Annotated in this window: 20 protein-coding genes; 12 read left to right on the top strand and 8 right to left on the bottom strand. The window is 53.3% G+C overall.

Translation table 11 applies throughout. From position 1 onward, the window contains the following. The first annotated feature begins 55 nt into the window (after positions 1 to 55). A complete protein-coding gene (locus tag TA5113_RS14915; RefSeq protein ID WP_058316064.1) occupies positions 56 to 1,522 on the top strand; it encodes a leucyl aminopeptidase in 1,467 nt (488 codons plus the stop codon). A 6-nt stretch (positions 1,523 to 1,528) separates the two neighbouring features. After that, positions 1,529 to 1,996 carry a DNA polymerase III subunit chi gene (locus tag TA5113_RS14910; protein ID WP_058316065.1) on the top strand — a complete coding sequence of 156 codons (468 nt, stop codon included), beginning with the start codon at positions 1,529 to 1,531 and terminating at the stop codon, positions 1,994 to 1,996. Positions 1,997 to 2,010: 14 nt separating this feature from the next. Here the strand turns inward: TA5113_RS14910 and TA5113_RS14905 are convergent, their stop codons facing one another. From TA5113_RS14905 to TA5113_RS14890, 4 genes are all read right to left on the bottom strand, one after another. Further along, the gene (locus tag TA5113_RS14905) at positions 2,011 to 2,598 is read right to left on the bottom strand and encodes a retropepsin-like aspartic protease family protein (protein ID WP_058316066.1); all 588 of its coding nucleotides are present in this window, start codon (positions 2,596 to 2,598) and stop codon (positions 2,011 to 2,013) included. A 39-nt stretch (positions 2,599 to 2,637) separates the two neighbouring features. Further along, a complete protein-coding gene (locus TA5113_RS14900; RefSeq protein WP_058316067.1) occupies positions 2,638 to 3,276 on the bottom strand; it encodes a MarC family protein in 639 nt (212 codons plus the stop codon). 15 nt (positions 3,277 to 3,291) lie between these two features. Next, positions 3,292 to 5,145 carry an ABC-F family ATP-binding cassette domain-containing protein gene (locus TA5113_RS14895; RefSeq protein ID WP_058316068.1) on the bottom strand — a complete coding sequence of 618 codons (1,854 nt, stop codon included), beginning with the start codon at positions 5,143 to 5,145 and terminating at the stop codon, positions 3,292 to 3,294. A 73-nt stretch (positions 5,146 to 5,218) separates the two neighbouring features. After that, on the bottom strand, positions 5,219 to 5,578 hold the full coding sequence (locus TA5113_RS14890) for a winged helix-turn-helix transcriptional regulator (protein WP_220387215.1): 360 nt from the start codon (positions 5,576 to 5,578) through the stop codon (positions 5,219 to 5,221). A gap of 198 nt (positions 5,579 to 5,776) precedes the next feature. Between TA5113_RS14890 and ndk the strand changes: the two genes are divergently transcribed. Both ndk and rpiB read left to right on the top strand, forming a co-directional pair. Continuing rightward, positions 5,777 to 6,199: a nucleoside-diphosphate kinase gene (gene ndk / locus TA5113_RS14885; protein WP_058316070.1), complete on the top strand. Its 423-nt coding sequence runs from the start codon at positions 5,777 to 5,779 to the stop codon at positions 6,197 to 6,199. Between the two features lie 80 nt (positions 6,200 to 6,279). Beyond that, positions 6,280 to 6,720, top strand: coding sequence for a ribose 5-phosphate isomerase B (gene rpiB / locus TA5113_RS14880; RefSeq protein WP_181949477.1), 441 nt, complete (start codon positions 6,280 to 6,282; stop codon positions 6,718 to 6,720). A 1-nt stretch (position 6,721) separates the two neighbouring features. On the opposite strand, the gene TA5113_RS14875 is transcribed toward rpiB, so the two are convergent. Next, the gene (locus TA5113_RS14875) at positions 6,722 to 7,057 is read right to left on the bottom strand and encodes a TfoX/Sxy family protein (protein ID WP_058316071.1); all 336 of its coding nucleotides are present in this window, start codon (positions 7,055 to 7,057) and stop codon (positions 6,722 to 6,724) included. Between the two features lie 71 nt (positions 7,058 to 7,128). Beyond that, positions 7,129 to 7,257 carry a hypothetical protein gene (locus TA5113_RS17255; protein ID WP_258953933.1) on the bottom strand — a complete coding sequence of 43 codons (129 nt, stop codon included), beginning with the start codon at positions 7,255 to 7,257 and terminating at the stop codon, positions 7,129 to 7,131. Positions 7,258 to 7,503: 246 nt separating this feature from the next. Here TA5113_RS17255 and TA5113_RS14870 point away from each other — a divergent pair, with 246 nt between their 5' ends. Beyond that, positions 7,504 to 8,598 (top strand): PQQ-dependent sugar dehydrogenase, encoded by a 1,095-nt coding sequence (locus tag TA5113_RS14870; RefSeq protein WP_058316169.1) that lies wholly within the window; start codon positions 7,504 to 7,506, stop codon positions 8,596 to 8,598. Between the two features lie 6 nt (positions 8,599 to 8,604). On the opposite strand, the gene TA5113_RS14865 is transcribed toward TA5113_RS14870, so the two are convergent. Next, positions 8,605 to 9,609, bottom strand: a complete 1,005-nt coding sequence (locus TA5113_RS14865; RefSeq protein ID WP_058316072.1) for a GlxA family transcriptional regulator — start codon at positions 9,607 to 9,609, stop codon at positions 8,605 to 8,607. A gap of 145 nt (positions 9,610 to 9,754) precedes the next feature. Here TA5113_RS14865 and TA5113_RS14860 point away from each other — a divergent pair, with 145 nt between their 5' ends. Next, positions 9,755 to 11,125 carry a class II 3-deoxy-7-phosphoheptulonate synthase gene (locus tag TA5113_RS14860; RefSeq protein ID WP_058316073.1) on the top strand — a complete coding sequence of 457 codons (1,371 nt, stop codon included), beginning with the start codon at positions 9,755 to 9,757 and terminating at the stop codon, positions 11,123 to 11,125. A gap of 65 nt (positions 11,126 to 11,190) precedes the next feature. On the opposite strand, the gene TA5113_RS14855 is transcribed toward TA5113_RS14860, so the two are convergent. Continuing rightward, positions 11,191 to 11,838: a PAS domain-containing protein gene (locus tag TA5113_RS14855; RefSeq protein WP_058316074.1), complete on the bottom strand. Its 648-nt coding sequence runs from the start codon at positions 11,836 to 11,838 to the stop codon at positions 11,191 to 11,193. A 246-nt stretch (positions 11,839 to 12,084) separates the two neighbouring features. On the opposite strand from TA5113_RS14855, the gene TA5113_RS14850 reads away from it, so the two are divergent. From TA5113_RS14850 to TA5113_RS14825, 6 genes are all read left to right on the top strand, one after another. Continuing rightward, the gene (locus TA5113_RS14850; protein WP_058316075.1) at positions 12,085 to 12,975 is read left to right on the top strand and encodes a YicC/YloC family endoribonuclease; all 891 of its coding nucleotides are present in this window, start codon (positions 12,085 to 12,087) and stop codon (positions 12,973 to 12,975) included. Positions 12,976 to 12,981: 6 nt separating this feature from the next. Continuing rightward, positions 12,982 to 13,623: a guanylate kinase gene (gmk, locus tag TA5113_RS14845; protein WP_058316170.1), complete on the top strand. Its 642-nt coding sequence runs from the start codon at positions 12,982 to 12,984 to the stop codon at positions 13,621 to 13,623. Then, positions 13,620 to 14,144, top strand: coding sequence for a gamma carbonic anhydrase family protein (locus TA5113_RS14840; RefSeq protein ID WP_058316076.1), 525 nt, complete (start codon positions 13,620 to 13,622; stop codon positions 14,142 to 14,144). Before gmk ends, TA5113_RS14840 begins: the two co-directional genes overlap by 4 nt. 71 nt (positions 14,145 to 14,215) lie before the next feature. Next, entirely contained in the window at positions 14,216 to 15,244 is a 1,029-nt protein-coding gene (locus tag TA5113_RS14835) for a sensor histidine kinase (protein WP_058316077.1), read from the top strand. Between the two features lie 141 nt (positions 15,245 to 15,385). Then, positions 15,386 to 16,417: a substrate-binding domain-containing protein gene (locus tag TA5113_RS14830; RefSeq protein WP_058316078.1), complete on the top strand. Its 1,032-nt coding sequence runs from the start codon at positions 15,386 to 15,388 to the stop codon at positions 16,415 to 16,417. Between the two features lie 109 nt (positions 16,418 to 16,526). After that, positions 16,527 to 17,017: phosphate ABC transporter permease family protein (locus tag TA5113_RS14825; RefSeq protein ID WP_181949476.1), on the top strand; the 491-nt coding region annotated here is incomplete at its 3' end.

Genomic DNA, 17,017 nt, shown 5'->3' with positions numbered 1-17,017 from the left:
GGTCAACATATGACCAACGCGCTAGGACTTATAGCAACAGCGAAGGAGCAGTCACTTGGTCAAGCCCGTCACCATTACCTTTCAAGATGTGAACATTGATGAAATCTCAACTTTTGTGGGCCGTGTCGCGGTTCTTGTGACCCCGGATGGGCGCATGGATCAGGCCGCGCGCCGGGTGAACCGTCTGACAAAAGGCGCGATTGCGCGGATGATTGAGGCTGGATTGAAGGCGGCTGATGCGCGTGTTCTTGCTTACCCGGTGGGTATGGCAGCTGAGGCTGTCGATGTGATCTGCCTAGAGAAGCGTGCGACTCAGGACGAAGCACGCGCGGCAGGTGTCGCCTTGGGCAAGGCCCGTGGCAAAGCCAATCTACTGGCATGTTTGGGAAATCACTCCAAAGCGGCGCAGGTCGCCCTTGGTATCGCTTTGCGTGATTATGAGTTCACCGACCATAAAACAGCCGCCGCTGAAGAGGATGCGCGCGCTGTGACCGTAATGGTCACAAAGCCTGCGGAAGTCGAAGAGAAAGCAAGCCCGTTACTGGCAATTGCCGAAGGCGCGTTCTTCACCCGCGATTTGGTGAATGAGCCTGCAAATGTTCTGACAACGCAAAGCTTTGCGGATCGTCTTGTTGATATGGAAGGCCTCGGGCTTGAGGTCGAAGTGCTTGAAGAAGACCGGCTTTCTGAGCTTGGTATGGGAGCGTTGCTATCCGTCGGGCAGGGCAGTGTCAGCCCTTCCAAAGTCGTTGTCATGAAATGGATGGGTGGTGAGGCCGATAGCGCGCCATTGGCCCTAATCGGAAAAGGTGTTGTGTTTGATACCGGCGGCATCTCACTCAAACCAGCTGGCGGCATGGAAGACATGACCATGGATATGGGTGGCGCTGGCGTTGTCGCCGGCACCATGCGTGCGCTCGCGCTTCGCAAAGCAAAAGCCAATGTTGTTGGCCTTGTGGGGCTCGTTGAAAACATGCCGTCCGGCAATGCAACTCGTCCGGGCGATGTGGTTACGTCCATGAAAGGTGACACAATTGAGGTCATCAATACCGACGCCGAAGGCCGTTTGGTGTTGTGTGACGTTATGCATTATGCGCAGGAAACCTTTAAGCCATCCGCCATGATCGACCTGGCCACATTGACCGGCGCCATCATCATCGGCTTGGGCCATGAAAACGCGGGTGTGTTCTCCAATGACGATTCCTTTGCACGCGCTTTCCTGAAAGCGGCCGAAACTGAAGGCGAAGGCGCATGGCAAATGCCATTGGGCAAAGCCTATGCCGATCAGCTGAAATCTCGCATCGCTGACGTCAAGAATGTGGGTGGTCGCGCCGCTGGCTCCATCACTGCCGCTGAATTCCTGCACCGTTTCGTGCAAGACGGCACACCTTGGATCCACCTCGACATCGCCGGTGTTGCAAGCACCAAGACCGATACAAAATACGCGCCAAAAGGCGCTTCTGGTTGGGGTGTCTTGGCGCTGAACCGGTTGGTGTCTGACCGCTTTGAGATCGCCGAGTGATCCACCATGGGTGCTGCGTATTTTTACCATCTGACCCAAAGTGCCTTAGATCAGGCTTTGCCCATGTTGCTTGGAAAAGCGCGTGAGGCCGGTTGGCGCATTGTGGTCAGAGGAACAGATGCGGCGCATTTGGATCATTTGGACCAAAAACTGTGGTTGGGGCGGGATGATGACTTCTTGCCCCACGGCCAAGCGGGTGGCGCCCATGATGCCCATCAGCCGATCTTGCTGACAACCGACGCTGCAATCCCAAATGGGGCGTCTTGTATCATGACCGTAAATGGTGCTGCGATCAGCGCCGATGAGGTGCAAAACCTAGAACGGGTTTGCGTGCTCTTTGATGGTTTGGATGAGAGTGCTGTTGCCCATGCGCGGACCCAATGGAAAGCGCTGACCGATGCTGGATGCGCGGCGCAATATTGGTCTGAAGAGAGTGGGCGATGGGAGAAAAAAGCCGAAAAGTCAGCAGCATAAGCTGCGCTCTTAAATTAGCGAGATAACACCATCTTCCCGCCCGAAATCGTGATCTCTCCGTAGCGCGATAGATAGGTCATTCCCAACAACGAGATATCCAATTCGCCCTGATTGACCTCGGCACGGACCGAGCGATCCGTAAAAGGTCCGACGTCAAATTCATCAACGATGGCTGTTGCGGTGGCAACCGTTCCATTCGCAGTGCGCGCGATCCCATTGAAACGCAATTTGGATGGATCAAGCCCAATCTTAGCCGCGTCATCTTGCGTTAGAACGATCGACGTTGCGCCGGTATCAACAACGAAACCCACGGTTTTGCCGTTTAGCTCTGCGGTCAGATAATAGTGGCCATCCGCCTGAACCGGGATCTCAATCGACGGACTATCGGAGTAAACATAGCGTTGCTGTTCGCCAAAAAGCGCCGCTTCAATCGTGTCCCACATGGCCACAGCGGCAATAGCCCCGAGAATGATCAATCCCCAAGCCACCGCATGTTGCAGCGTTTTGCCAAGGCTTTGACGCATGTCGGAAAAAAACCAAAACACCACCATGGCGGTCAACACCACGAGGTAAATCAGATGTCCTGTCTCTACTTGATCCATAGGGCCTCCTGACCTCCATATAGGAATTGGATCAAAGGTTTACGAGGCAAACCCAAAGGCTTTAAGCCCATCAAGGATGAACTGAATGGAAAGTGCGGCCAGCAACATACCGAGCAGGCGCGTGACGACGTTGATGCCGACCTTGCCCAGGGCACGTTCTAAGATATTGCCCGCTAGGAACAGCAAAATTGCGGAAACGATCACCGCCAAAGCGACGCCCAGCACCACAAATGTGCCCTGAAGGCCAGGCGCTTGGCCGCCAAGCAAGATAACAGTGGCGATCGAGCCCGGACCCGCAATCAATGGAATCGCGATTGGAAACACTGATGGATCGCTGGAGCTATCGTATTCGTCGCTGTCTTGACCTTCATGGGCCTGATCTTCGCGCCGTTTGGTGCGGCGTTCAAAGAGCATGTCCAGCGCGGTGAGGAACAGCAAAGCGCCACCAGCGATGCGGAAGGCGGGCATGGAAATGCCGATGAACCCAAGCACGGCTTCACCAAAGAACGCAAAAAGGGCGAGCACGCCAAAGGCCACTCCGCATGCGCGGAAGGCAATGGCGCGCCTCTGGGCGGCTGACATACCGGGTGTCAGAGCGATGAAAATTGGCAGCAAACCAATCGGGTCAATAATGACAAAGAGCGTCGCAAAAGACGTGATCAGAAAAGCAGTATCCATGGGCGACCCTAATTCTTAACCTTCAGCTTTTTCAAGCTTTTCCAGTGCATCCATCCAAAGTGCCTCGGCGCGGTCCTGCGCCTCCATCACTTCGCTGTACTTCTTCTGCCAGACTTCCATTTCACCGATGCGGCCGTCTTCATAAAGCGATTGATCTGCTAATTTCTGAGACAGCTTGTCGCCCATGGCAGAGATCTTTTCGATCCGCTCTTCACATTTGCGCACCTCAGCACGCAGGGCCTTTATCGTGTCCTGTGACGCCTTCTTTGGGGTGGGTTTGGCAGCTTTAGCCTTATTCCCGGCTGGTTTGTCAGTGGCCAGCAAGAGTTTGCGATAGGCCGCCAAGTCTTCTTCATACGGGGTGACGGTGCCTTTGTTCACCAGCCATAGTCGGTCAGCTACCAACGATAGCAAATGCATGTCGTGGCTGACCAAGATTACGGCACCCTTATAGGCCGTCAGTGCCTCGACCAAAGCTTCGCGGCTTTCGATATCAAGGTGGTTGGTCGGTTCGTCCAAAATCAGAAGCTGCGGCGCATCAAGGGTGGCCAGCAGCAGTGACAGACGCGCTTTTTGTCCGCCTGATAAGCGACCGACTTCTGTTTCCGCCTGTGCAGCCCCCAGACCAAAGCCAGCCAATCGCGCACGGATCTTGGCCTGACCTTCATAGCCACGCTCGCGCATCAGGTGTTGGATGGGGGTTTCATCGACGTAAAGCTCGTCCACCTGGTGCTGCGCAAAGAAGCCGATCTTGAGCTTGCTGGATTTGCTATATTTGCCACCCATCTTTTCCAGACGGCCGGACAAAAGCTTTGCCAAGGTAGATTTGCCCTGACCATTCTTACCCAATAGAGCGATGCGATCATCCTGATCAATTCGCAGATCTAAGCCTTTGAGAACAATGGTTTCCCCGTATCCCACCGATGCGCCTTCAGTCGCAATGATTGGCGGAGATAACTCATCAGGCTGTGGAAAGGTAAAGACCACCCGCGCCGCATCTTCGGGCGCAGTAATGGGCGTCATTTTTTCCAGCATCTTCACCCGGCTTTGCGCCTGCTTAGCTTTGCTGGCTTTGGCTTTGAATCGATCCACGAAGGCTTGCAGATGCGCGCGCTGCGCTTCTTGTTTCTTCGCCGCTGCCGCCTGCACAGCGCGCTGTGCGTTACGCTGCGCAACAAACTGGTCATAGACGCCGGTGTAGTAGGTCAAACGACGCTCATCCAAATGCAGAATCGCGTTGACAGATCGGTTCAGCAGCTCGCGGTCGTGCGAGATGATCAGAACGGTATGCGGGTATTTGACCAAATAGTTCTCAAGCCACAACGCGCCTTCAAGATCCAGATAGTTGGTCGGTTCATCGAGCAGCAGATAGTCAGGCTGCGCAAACAAAACGGCAGCAAGGGCCACACGCATACGCCAGCCGCCGGAATAGTCCGAACAGGGACGCAGCTGATCAGCGTCGTCAAAACCAAGCCCTTTAAGGATCGAGCTCGCGCGTGCCTCAGCGCTCCAGGCATCAATGTCGGCAAGCCGGGTTTGGATTTCAGCAATCCGCGCGGGATCTGTTGCCGTCTCGGATTCTGCCATAAGGCTCGCGCGTTCCGTATCTGCAGCAAGCACCGTGTTGATCAACGACACCTCATTGCTGGGCACTTCCTGCGATACACCGCCAATACGGGCGCGGTCGGGCAGGGTGATTGTACCGCCCTCAAGGGTTAACTCCCCGCGAATAAGACGAAAAAGCGTGGTCTTGCCCGCGCCATTACGGCCAATCAGGCCAACTTTATGACCTGTGGGAATGGTGGCAGAAGCGCCCTCAAACAATGAGCGGCCTTCGACCTTATAGGAGATATCCTGAATACGTAGCATGGACCGAGCACTCTATGAGCGCGGGATTTTTGTCAATCAGAAAGGCACAAACATTTGCCAGTCGTTTTGTGCGTTAGAGCGGGAGCATGAATTGGTCGCGATCTTTGGCTGATGCATCGGGCTTTGCGAGATCCGCTTCACCCCAATCCTGCATGGCCTGAACCACGGGAAGGGCAGTTTTACCGTATTTCGTCAGCGTGTATTCCACTCGCGGTGGTATCTCTGGGAAAATCTCTCGATCAATCAGACCATCACGCTCCAATTCACGCAATTGCTGGGTTAGCATTTGCTTTGTGATGGATGGTATTGCCTTGCGCATCGCGCCGAAGCGATTTGCATCATGGTGTATGGCAGCAAGGATGGCGGGCTTCCATTTGCCGCCAATCATATCTAGACACCTAAGTACATTTTCTGAATTTAGTTCGAATTTCATATTTAGTTCCATAATCAAACTAAGTCACATTATCTAACTTAATTCGAAACCATATCTTAATTCATAATATGCGCTTAGATTGAGATGAAATGATAGGCCAAAATCGCATTCGACGATTGCGTCATTCAAAAAGCTTTCCAAACGCAAATTCACATGCTACTGCGCGGCCAAATTCAACTTTTATCCGAAGGTAGTCCCATGGCTCTGGAACGCACATTCTCTATCATCAAACCTGATGCAACTCGCCGTAACCTGACAGGCGCGATCAACGCTAAATTTGAAGAAGCAGGTCTGCGTGTTGTCGCACAAAAACGCATCCACCTGACCAAAGCGCAAGCGGGTGAGTTCTACAAAGTTCACGCAGAGCGTCCATTCTACGACGAACTGTGCGAATTCATGGCATCTGCGCCAATCGTTGCACAGGTTCTGGAAGGCGAAGGCGCAATCCTGAAAAACCGCGAAGTTATGGGCGCAACAAACCCAGCAGACGCAGCACCTGGCACCATCCGTGCAGAGTTCGCTGAATCTGTTGGTGAAAACTCCGTACACGGTTCTGACGCGCCAGAAACTGCAGCGGTAGAAATCGCATACTTCTTCTCCGGTCTGGAGCTGGTGGGCTAAGCCACGCTGAGATCTGAGAAATAAGATAGGCCGTCTCGTTTTCGCGAGGCGGCTTTTCTTTTGCCTGAATGGAAATGAATATGACCACACCAACACGCGTCGTCCTGTCAAGCGATCACGCTGATATCGAATTGCGTAAGACCATTGCCAAACACGTTGCTGATCTGGGTTATGAGGCCATCGACATTGGTCCGATGACGTCTGAAAGCACCCATTACCCGCTACATGGTCAGGCTGCCGCTCAAAAAATTGCTGATGGCGAAGCTGATCTTGGAATCATTCTTTGTGGAACCGGGCAGGGGATCATGATGGCGGCCAACAAAGTGCCGGGCATCCGCTGCGGTGGCTGCAGCGATACATTCTCTGCCAAGATGATCCGCGCCCATAACAATGCGCAGATGCTCTCACTTGGGGCACGGGTGATAGGTGAAAGCCTGGCGCTTGAGATCGTGGATGCGTTCCTGAGCGCAGAGTTTGAAGGCGGCCGCCACGCAACGCGCGTGGATATGATCGAACAATAGATTAACCTAAGGGGCGTTCAATCACACCGATCTGATTGAGCATCCGCTCCAACTCTGAGCGCCCCTTATCCACATTGCCAGCTTTGAGGATATCAAAGCGCTTGCGAAGCTCGGCTTTCTCTTTGCCTTTGCAATCGTTCCATGGGCGGCCTTGAAGCGCCATGACGAGAACATAGTAGCCGATGAAGTGGGGTTTAGTGCCTGATTTCAGAAGCTTGGCGTAAGCATCATCCGCACCTATCTCGCGCAATTCTTCTGCCGAGTGTATGCCTGCGCGTGCGCAGGCCTCTTCCATGGCTGGGCCAAGATTTCGGATCGACGAGATGGGCGTAGACATTGGTCTGGCCTATCACGGATCACCAAAGCGTCACATCACAAATGACACAAAACTGACAGGGTCTGTCAGGATTAGATCGACGCCCAATCCGAAAAGATCGGTTTCTTGGCATCAGGCTTTTGCGGTGCTGATTTTACCGGCGGCGTTGGACGGCTCGAACCAGAAGACTGCTTCGGATCATTTTGCATTGTAATAGGCATTTAGCTGCTCCTCATACTCATCATTGAACCTGTCTTATGCTGTTGTTTTCAGATCCAAGTCACAACGGAACGGGCGTATATCCCACTGTCCCATCGGATAGGCTGCGATAGAAATTTGGCAACAATATGCCGGAGAACCGATAAACTGTTGCCGGCGGTGAAAAAATGCTCGTCATCACAAATGATGCTTTGGTCTTTACCCAACACTGTTTGACCCCAATATGGATGGCAACACAGGAGGTTTTCATGCGCGCTGCATTCGTTGGATTGATTATATTTTTGTCGGCAGGAATGGCTGCTGCCCAATCTATGGACAGCTCGTTAGGACAATTAAAGGTTGAGAGGGTGGCATCAGGGTTTAAGAACCCCTGGGCCCTTGGGTTCCTTCCAAACAATCAGTTTTTGGTAACAGAACGAAGAGGGCGGCTTTTTATTGTGGATGGTCGTGGTGACAAACACCGACTAACCGGTCTCCCAAAGGTTGCAGCGGATGGGCAAGGTGGATTGCTAGATGTGTTGGTGCCAAAAGACTTTGCAACCAACGGCCAGATCTTTCTGACATACTCCAAACCCCAAAGCCGGGGCAGTGGCACTGCCGTCGCGCGCGCTGATCTTGATGTGGATCGCCGGCAACTCAGCAATGTGACGACGATCTTCGAAATCGCAGCAGGATCTCAGGGTGGTCGTCATTTTGGGAGCCGTTTGGCGGAAGGCCCTGATGGGGCGCTTTATGTGACTATCGGGGACCGGGGCGATCGACCATCGGCGCAGGATCGGAGCAACCATAATGGATCCGTATTGAAGATTGATCGCAACGGCGCGCCTGCGCGGGACAACCCGTTTGGGTCGCTATCAGGGGTTCAGCCGGAAATCTGGAGCTATGGTCATCGCAACCCGCAAGGCATGAGCTTTGACTCCAGAGGACGGCTTTGGGCCGTTGAACACGGTGCACGTGGCGGCGACGAGGTGAACTTGGTTCAGAAGGGCAACAACTATGGTTGGCCGGTGATTGCTTATGGCGTTCATTACTCTGGTGGCAAGATCGGAGAGGGCACATCAAAGACGGGAATGGAGCAACCCGAGCATTATTGGGACCCGTCAATCGCGCCGTCAGGCTTGATGGTTTATGAAGCCGACACCTTTAGCGAATGGTCCGGTGATATCTTTGTCGGAAGCTTGAAGTTTGATTATATTTCAAGGCTTTCCGGCGCGAACCTAAAGGAGGTCGAAGCCCTGAAATCACCTGAAACCAAACGTGTCCGCGATGTGCGTCAAGCACCTGACGGCAGCATTTGGTTTATTTCAGACGATCGAGGCGCTGTTTATCGGATCGCCCGATAAACAGACTTAGCTCTTAGCCGTTCCTTGGCTGCCGCGTTCACGATAAGGCGTCACGCCGTAATGGGTTCGGTAGCATTTTGAGAAGTGACTCGGAGAGGTAAACCCGCAGGCAATCGCAATATCGATGGTGCTCATGTTGGTTTGCATCAACAGGTTCCGAGCACGCGCAAGGCGCAGTTCCATGTAATATTGCTTAGGAGAGCGATCCAAGTATCGACGGAACAAGCGTTCAAGCTGCCGGGTCGACATATTCACGCTCTCCGCCAATGCGCTTGGGCTGATGGGTTCCTCGATGCTTTCCTCCATCATCTCAATCACGATGCTCAAACGTGGGTGACGAACCCCCATTCGCGTTGGTGTGGAAAGGCGTTGGAAATCCTGGTCGGTGCGGATTGAGGAATAAATCAGCTGGTCCGCAACCGCATTGGAAAGGTCAGTGCCGTGGTCATCCGCAATGATACGCAGCATCAAATCAATTGCAGCGGTGCCGCCTGCAGCGGTAAACCGTTTGCGATCAATGGCAAAGACGGAACGGGTAAGGTTGATTTCGGGGAAATCCTCAACGAATCCATCTTGGTTTTCCCAGTGGATCGTCGCGCGGTATCCGTCTAGCAATCCAGCTTTCGCTAATGCATGGGCCCCGGCGCAGAATGATCCGATTGTCGCACCTTTGCGCGATTCCCGGCGCAGCCAGTTCAGCGTTTTTGGTGTGGAATTCGCCTGAACATTCATGCCTCCGCAAACGATAAGCGTATCGTCCTTTGTCACGTCATCAAAGGTAATATCGACAGGGAACGGGATTCCTGCGGAGCTCATCACAGGTTCATTGGTCTCACTCGTGATAGCCCAACGATACAGGTGTTTTCCGGCCATCCGGTTGGCCACGCGCAGGCATTCGCCAGCGCTCGCGACTGCAAAAAGAGTGAACTCATTGAGCAGTACAAAAACGAAACGACGAGGTGGTTTGTCAGAAGTTTCAACTTCGACTGGGAAATCATAGTCTTGGGACACGCGGCTTGGCTCTCACCTAACAAAAGTTGCGCAGATAAATCACTTGATGCATTTGCGGGGTTTTCGTCAAGCACGATATTTGGCATATGAGGGCAGTTCGCGACTGTTAGCGGACAAACTAGCTTATTCAATTGGAGTAAAGACAATGGCAGAATGGCAAAAATCTGACTGGCGCGCGAAGCCCCGGGTTCAGATGCCGGACTATACGGATCAGGACGCGCTTAACGCTGTAGAAGCGAAGCTCGCAAGCTATCCGCCTTTGGTCTTTGCTGGCGAAGCGCGGAGCCTGAAGGCCAAACTCGCAGCCGCGTCTCGCGGCGAGGCCTTTTTGTTGCAAGGCGGGGACTGTGCGGAAGCGTTCAATCAGTTCAGCGCGGACCACATTCGTGACACGTTCAAAGTGATGCTGCAGATGGCGATGGTGCTGACCTTTGGCGCCAAAGTCCCTGTTGTGAAAGTCGGCCGCATGGCAGGCCAATTCGCGAAACCACGGTCTGCTCCGACAGAAACTGTGGATGGCGTGGAACTGCCAAGCTACCGTGGCGACATCATCAACGAGCTCGATTTTACGTCCGCTAGCCGCATTCCTGATCCAGCAAAAATGCTGCAGGCATACACTCAGGCGGCGGCGACACTGAACCTTCTGCGTGCTTTCAGCACCGGTGGTTACGCAGATGTGCGTCAGATCCACGGCTGGACACTGGGTTTCACCGAAAGCGAGAAAGCCGCGAAATTCCGGGATATGGCGAACCGTATCTCTGATGCGCTGGACTTCATGCAAGCCGCTGGAATTGATAGCGAAAACGAACATGACCTGCACACCGTGGACTTCTACACAAGCCACGAAAGCCTGTTGTTGGAATATGAAGAAGCGCTGACACGCGTTGATTCCACGTCCGGCAAGTGGCTCGCAGGTTCTGGCCACATGCTTTGGATCGGTGACCGCACCCGTCAGCCTGACGGCGCGCATGTCGAATTCCTGTCTGGTGTTCAAAACCCGATCGGTCTGAAATGTGGCCCAACGACCACAGCGGAAGACCTGAAGGTTCTGCTTGAAAAGCTGAACCCTGAAAACGAAGCGGGCCGTCTGACTTTGATCGCGCGTTTTGGTGCGGGCACTGTTGGTGATCACCTGCCGCGTCTGATCAAGACTGTTCAGGAAGAAGGCGCGAATGTTGTCTGGTCCTGTGATCCGATGCACGGCAACACCATCAAATCTGCGACCGGTTACAAAACCCGTCCATTTGATAGCGTTCTGCGCGAAGTTCAGGAGTTCTTCGCGGTTCATAAAGCGGAAGGCACAATCCCAGGTGGCGTGCATTTCGAGATGACCGGGCAAGACGTGACAGAGTGCACCGGTGGTGTACGTGACGTTACTGAGGAAGACCTGTCCGATCGGTACCACACAGCTTGTGACCCACGCTTGAACGCGAGCCAGTCTTTGGAATTGGCGTTCTTGGTGGCGGAAGAGCTTTCATCCCTACGCGACTCAGCGCCTGCGGCGAAAGCAAGCTAAGGCTTTCAAAATTTTTGAAGAAGGCGCGCCATGGGGTGCGCCTTTTTTATTGAGCTTATGCCAACTTAGGTTTCAACAAGCCGTAAGGCTGTTCTTTTTGATGATGGACGTAGCGGCAGGTTCATTTGGTTGTCGGAAACAAGGTGTAAGTTCGGCAGACGCATCCGTCGAACCCTATCTTCAGATTTCACCGCAAGAGAGCGGACGACCGTTCCGGTTGGGTGCAAGAGCTGCGGCGACGCTTTCCTAACGAGCGTCGGGTGAAAATCCAAACACCCCAAGATACGGTTGAGCTGTCCGGCCTCATTGGTCATTGGAAGCAACACCATCTGGGCAATTACGCGGTCATCATTTTCATTCTGCGCGAAGTTCAGCCGCGCCTTGGCCGGGAGAACCGTTACATCCGCCAAAATATCATCAATGATCCCTTTGCGCGGCTCGGATATCAAATCAGATACGGCACTTCCGTTTAGATCTCGCTGGCGCAATGATGATATTTGTGAGCCAACAATCCGAAAACGCGCTGACCCATGGTCCGGAACATTAAGGATAAACGCATTCGGCAAAGCGCCGCGTATGCCACGAGGAACAAGGTCGCTGCGTTTGGGAATGCACCGTCCTTGGCGCAATCTCTGCCAATAGGCTTCCACCTCAGCGATAAGTGGAAAGCTATAGCTGCGATCCTTTGACTGTCCCAAAATGCCTTTCAACACTACGCGTCTCCTCACGCTACGTGAATTTCGCCCGTCGAATTCAAACTCGACCCCGGCATCTTCGTTTCGGACGGATCGCTCCGCCCACAGAGAATACTTCCCGTTAGATTAATATCGCAGATTTGAATGAAAATTGGTGCGAAGTCTTACTAATTGGTTAACCCGCCTGTACCCGACCTTCCTCCTTTAGACATGGTCAACCGCTTGGGCTTAGTGCTAAGACGGAAAAAACGCAGGAGAGTGAGCATGTTGCAATCCATGACAGGGTTTGCCGGGGGCAAAGGGGACGCCGCAGGATATAGCTGGGCATGGGAATTGCGCAGCGTGAATTCCAAGGGGCTGGACCTTAGGTTCCGCGTTCCGGACTGGATTGAAGGGCTGGAGCCGCAACTGCGTGCATTGACAACCAAGGCGGTGAGCCGAGGCGCCATGACACTGAGCTTGCGTGTTTCACGCGCCGAGGAAACAGCGAGCTTGGCCCTAAACCACGGCACGTTGGATGCGGTTCTGGCAGCATTGGCAGAAGTCGAACAAAAAGCTTTGGATCAGGGTCATACGCTATCACCGAGCAACGCAACAGATGTGTTGGCCGTGCGCGGCGTGCTTGAAAGCGCCACAGGAGACGGGGACAGTGCAGCATTGGCGAAAGCACTGATTGCAGCTTATCCTGAGCTGCTGAAAAGCTTCGTTGAAATGCGCAAAACTGAAGGTGTAGCGCTTGAGAAAGTTTTGCTGGAGCAGATTTCAGAAATAGAAACCCTGACTGGGACGGCTGCTGGAATTGCCGAAGCCCGCAAAGCGGAAACGGCTGAGACCCTGCGCTCAAATCTTCAACGGGTTTTGGACAACACCGATGGCGCCGATGAGGATCGCGTGGCGCAAGAGCTTGCGATGCTTGCGGTGAAATCCGATGTGACCGAGGAGATAGATCGCCTGAAGGCGCATGTGGATGCGGCGCGTGGCCTGATCAGTCAAGGCAGCCCAATCGGGCGCAAGCTGGATTTTCTGATGCAAGAATTTAACCGTGAAGCGAACACTCTTTGTTCCAAGGCGCAGAATGTAGAGCTGACACGGGTTGGTCTTGACCTAAAAGCCGTCATCGATCAGATGCGCGAACAAGTTCAGAATGTGGAATAAGTGATCATGCAAAATCGCCGCGGTCTTTTGATAATTCTCTCTTCGCCATCGGGCGCTGGGAAATCAACCTTGTCCAAACGTCTGCGGATTTGGGATCCGACGATTGAATTTTCTGTCTCTGCCACCACCCGTGAACCACGTCCTGGCGAGGTTGATGGTGAAGATTATCACTTCATGAGCGAAGCAGATTTCAAAAGCTCGGTCGCAGAAGATGGCATGCTGGAGCATGCCCATGTGTTTGGGAACTTCTACGGATCTCCGAAAGCACCGGTTCAGACGGCGATTGATGGCGGAAAAGATGTTCTCTTTGACATCGACTGGCAGGGTGCGCAGCAGATCCGAAACTCGGCGCTTGGTCAGCACACCTTGTCTATCTTCATTCTGCCACCATCGATCAAAGAACTGCGCCGTCGCCTTGAAAGCCGCAACCAAGACAGCGCCGAAACCATTGCGAAACGCATGCAGAAAAGCTGGGATGAGATCAGCCATTGGGGCAGCTACGACCACGTGCTGATCAACGATGACCTGGATCAGACAGAAATTGAGCTGAAGCAAATCGTGACAGCGACGCGGCTAAAACGCATCCAGCAACCGCATTTGGTCGAGCATGTGCGCCAATTGCAGCAAGAATTCGAGGATGGCCAATGACCCTTTACACTTTGGATGGCATCGCGCCGACAATCGCCGAAGACACTTGGATCGCGCCGGATGCCAATGTGATCGGAAAGATCGTTGTGGAAGAGGCGGCTTCGATTTGGTTCGGCTCTACGCTTCGCGGTGACAATGAAGTCATCCATTTAGGGGTTGGCAGCAATATTCAGGAAAACTGTGTTCTTCACACAGATATGGGCTATCCGCTGACCATCGGTGCTGGCTGCACAATCGGTCACAAAGCGTTGCTGCATGGTTGCACCATTGGCGACAACACATTGATTGGCATGGGCGCATCCGTGATGAACGGGGCTAAGATCGGCAAAAACTGTCTGATTGGGGCAGGGGCCTTGGTCACGGAAGGCAAAGAGATCCCCGATGGCTCTCTTGTGATGGGCGCGCCGGGCAAGGTGATCCGTCAATTGGACGACAGTGCCATCGAAGGATTGCGGAAAAGTGCGCTGAATTATCAGACCTATATGCGCAGGTTTCGCGAAGGTCTGAAGCCGATCAGCTAACGGTCTTTACATTTTGAAGGCTTTCCACAAGTCTGCGGCGCAATTGACTTAAAAGGTGTTTGGGCCGCTCTATGATCAACTCTCTCTTGAATGGCATTCCGCTTCCAGCGGTGTTCATCAGTGCGGATGCACGTGTTGTTGGCGCGAATGCAAAGGCTGCGGCGCTCCAGCCCAACGCGACGGAAAACCGCGCGATGGTTTTGGTGTTTCGCCAGCCGGGCTTTAACGCAGCGGCCGAAAAATGTCTGCGCACGGGCGCGCAGCAACAAGCCATTTACATTCATACAGAAGATGCACAAGAAACCCGGTTTGAAGTAACCTTTTCGCTGGTAAAGACCGGCGAGGGCACCGGTGTATTGGCCTGCTTTCAAGACATCACACATGTGGAACAGGCCGGCGAAATTCGCCGCGAATTTGTCGCCAACGTTAGCCACGAACTGAAAACCCCTTTGACGGCACTGCTTGGTTTCATCGAAACGCTGCGCGGGCCAGCAAAGGATGATGAAGGCGCGCGAGAGCGGTTTCTTAACATCATGGCAGCTGAAGCCAATCGCATGAACCGACTGGTTGGCGATCTTCTCTCCCTGAGCCGTGTTGAGGAAGAAGCGCGCATGCGCCCGCGTGATCCGGAGGATATTGGAGATATTCTGTCTACGGTCATTCGCAATCTTCAGGATGTGGCGACCACCAAGGGCCACGAGCTGATCTTTGAAAAGCCGGAACGCCCGGTCACTTTGCCGGCCGACCGGGATCAGTTGATCCAAGTGTTCACGAACCTAATCGAGAACGGTGTGAAATACGGTGGGGAGCAAGGAACTGTCGCTGTGACCATCGAAGAAGTGGAAAAAGACCCAACATTGCGCAAACCGGCGTTGCGTATCGCAGTCAAAGATACAGGGCCAGGTATTGAAGATGTTCATATTCCCCGCCTGATGGAGCGATTTTACCGTATCGATTCTCATCGTTCGCGAGAGATGGGCGGTACGGGACTAGGCCTTGCGATTGTAAAACATATTGTTGCTCGCCACAGAGGCCGCATTAAGATCGAAAGCACCCTTGGACAGGGCAGTACTTTCACAGTCATTCTGCCCCGGAACTAAAGAAAAAATTAAGAAGTTTCGGCGTTTCAGATGGACTGTCATAAAACCGTTACATAGGTGTCACAAAAGCGTTGTGCAGAGACTTTAGGTCGTGCATCGAAGCCGCGAAACAGCGGCTCGAACACTCAGGAGTTAAAATCTATGTCTGTAAAACTGACTGCTTCCGCACTGGCGATCGCTGCCGTTGCTGCCACATCTGCCGCTGCACGCGACCAAGTGCAAGTTGCCGGTTCTTCCACAGTTCTTCCTTACGCTTCCATCGTTGCTGAAGCGTTCGGCGAAAACACCGACTTCCCAACACCAGTTGTTGAATCCGGTGGTTCTTCTGCTGGTCTGAAGCGCTTCTGCCAAGGTGTTGGCACAGAGCACACAGACGTGGCGAACGCGTCCCGCAAAATCCGTGACAAAGAAATCAAAGCATGTGCTGAAAACGGCGTTACCGAGATCATCGAAGTTCGCATCGGTTATGACGGCATCGTATTCGCGTCTCAAAAAGACGGCCCAGCATACACTGCTTTCACACAGTCCGACATCTTCAACGCGCTGGCACCAAAAGTAATGGTCGACGGCAAGCTGGTTGATAACCCATACAAGCAGTGGTCTGACTTCAACGCTGACCTGCCTTCCGAAGACATCCTGGCCTTCATCCCAGGTACTAAGCACGGTACCCGTGAAGTTTTCGAAGAAAAAGTTGTTGCAGCTGGCTGTGAAGCAACTGGCGCATTCGAAGCGATGATGGCAGCTGGCATGTCTGAAGACGATGCAGAAGATGCATGTCTGGAAGTTATGTCTGATGGCCGCGCAGTCGACATCGACGGTGACTACACAGAAACACTGGCATCCATCGACGCAAACGCAAACGGCATCGGCGTATTCGGTCTGGCGTTCTACGAGAACAACACAGACAAGCTGAAAGTTGCGACAATGGCAGGCGTTGTTCCTTCCACTGAAACCATCGCTTCTGCTGAATACCCAGTTTCTCGCCCACTGTTCTTCTACGTCAAGAAAGCGCACATCGGTGTTGTTCCTGGCCTGAAAGAATACGCTCAGTTCTTCATCTCTGATGAGCTGGCAGGTCCAGAAGGCCCACTGGCACAGTACGGTCTGGTTTCCGACCCAGAACTGGCGGACACTCAAGGCAACGTTGCTGCTGAAGGTGCAATGACCAACTAATTAACCCTTAGGGTTAAAATAGAGGGGGCGGGGATTTGCCCCGCCCCTTTTTAATGTCTTAACGGTCGCTTATAAGCGGCTTAAATTTACTAAATCTTCTGGGGGACGGATGCCACTTTCTTGGCTTGTCATAATCGTGTTAGCTGTGTCAGCACTCGGTTACATCCTGGGCCGCACTCGCGCTTTAAGCAGCGCTGGAGGAGACGCTCGGGATTTGCACTCACTGCCATCCTATTATGGGGCAAATGTTCTTCTAAAAATCGTCGTGCCAGCTTTTGGCATTATGATTTTGTGGCTTCTGATCCAACCCTTTGTGATCGACCGCAATGTCTCGGCGATGATCCCATCTTCTGAAATCAAAGACGGGTCCAGCATCGGGCTTGTGATGTCCGAGGTGGTTCGCACGGCAGACGGTATTCGAAATGCTGTTGCTGATGGGGCAATGACATCCGAAATGGCAACCGACGGTCGCGCGGACTTTGTTGATTTCACCCAGCGCCTAAAGGATGCTGGTCAGATCGTCACATCCGATCTCACATCCCCAATCATTCGCGCCGCTCAGGAATACAACAAACAGTCTGCATTTGGCGCGACGATCAT

This window comes from Cognatishimia activa (assembly GCF_001458335.1).
Classification (GTDB): domain Bacteria; phylum Pseudomonadota; class Alphaproteobacteria; order Rhodobacterales; family Rhodobacteraceae; genus Cognatishimia; species Cognatishimia activa.
The sequence above is the reverse complement of the archived record's forward strand: the minus strand, read 5'-3'. Positions and strand labels throughout refer to the sequence as shown.

Coding starts and splice junctions, on each gene's coding strand:
- TA5113_RS14900 (WP_058316067.1), bottom strand. CDS start 3,276: ATGGATACTGCTTTTCTGATCACGTCTTTTGCGACGCTCTTTGTCATT.
- TA5113_RS14835 (WP_058316077.1), top strand. CDS start 14,216: ATGATCAACTCTCTCTTGAATGGCATTCCGCTTCCAGCGGTGTTCATC.
- TA5113_RS14905 (WP_058316066.1), bottom strand. CDS start 2,598: ATGGATCAAGTAGAGACAGGACATCTGATTTACCTCGTGGTGTTGACC.
- ndk (WP_058316070.1), top strand. CDS start 5,777: ATGGCTCTGGAACGCACATTCTCTATCATCAAACCTGATGCAACTCGC.
- TA5113_RS14890 (WP_220387215.1), bottom strand. CDS start 5,578: ATGAAATTCGAACTAAATTCAGAAAATGTACTTAGGTGTCTAGATATG.
- TA5113_RS14830 (WP_058316078.1), top strand. CDS start 15,386: ATGTCTGTAAAACTGACTGCTTCCGCACTGGCGATCGCTGCCGTTGCT.
- TA5113_RS14875 (WP_058316071.1), bottom strand. CDS start 7,057: ATGTCTACGCCCATCTCGTCGATCCGAAATCTTGGCCCAGCCATGGAA.
- TA5113_RS14870 (WP_058316169.1), top strand. CDS start 7,504: ATGCGCGCTGCATTCGTTGGATTGATTATATTTTTGTCGGCAGGAATG.
- gmk (WP_058316170.1), top strand. CDS start 12,982: ATGCAAAATCGCCGCGGTCTTTTGATAATTCTCTCTTCGCCATCGGGC.
- TA5113_RS17255 (WP_258953933.1), bottom strand. CDS start 7,257: ATGCCTATTACAATGCAAAATGATCCGAAGCAGTCTTCTGGTTCGAGC.
- TA5113_RS14895 (WP_058316068.1), bottom strand. CDS start 5,145: ATGCTACGTATTCAGGATATCTCCTATAAGGTCGAAGGCCGCTCATTG.
- TA5113_RS14910 (WP_058316065.1), top strand. CDS start 1,529: ATGGGTGCTGCGTATTTTTACCATCTGACCCAAAGTGCCTTAGATCAG.
- TA5113_RS14840 (WP_058316076.1), top strand. CDS start 13,620: ATGACCCTTTACACTTTGGATGGCATCGCGCCGACAATCGCCGAAGAC.
- TA5113_RS14860 (WP_058316073.1), top strand. CDS start 9,755: ATGGCAGAATGGCAAAAATCTGACTGGCGCGCGAAGCCCCGGGTTCAG.
- TA5113_RS14850 (WP_058316075.1), top strand. CDS start 12,085: ATGTTGCAATCCATGACAGGGTTTGCCGGGGGCAAAGGGGACGCCGCA.
- rpiB (WP_181949477.1), top strand. CDS start 6,280: ATGACCACACCAACACGCGTCGTCCTGTCAAGCGATCACGCTGATATC.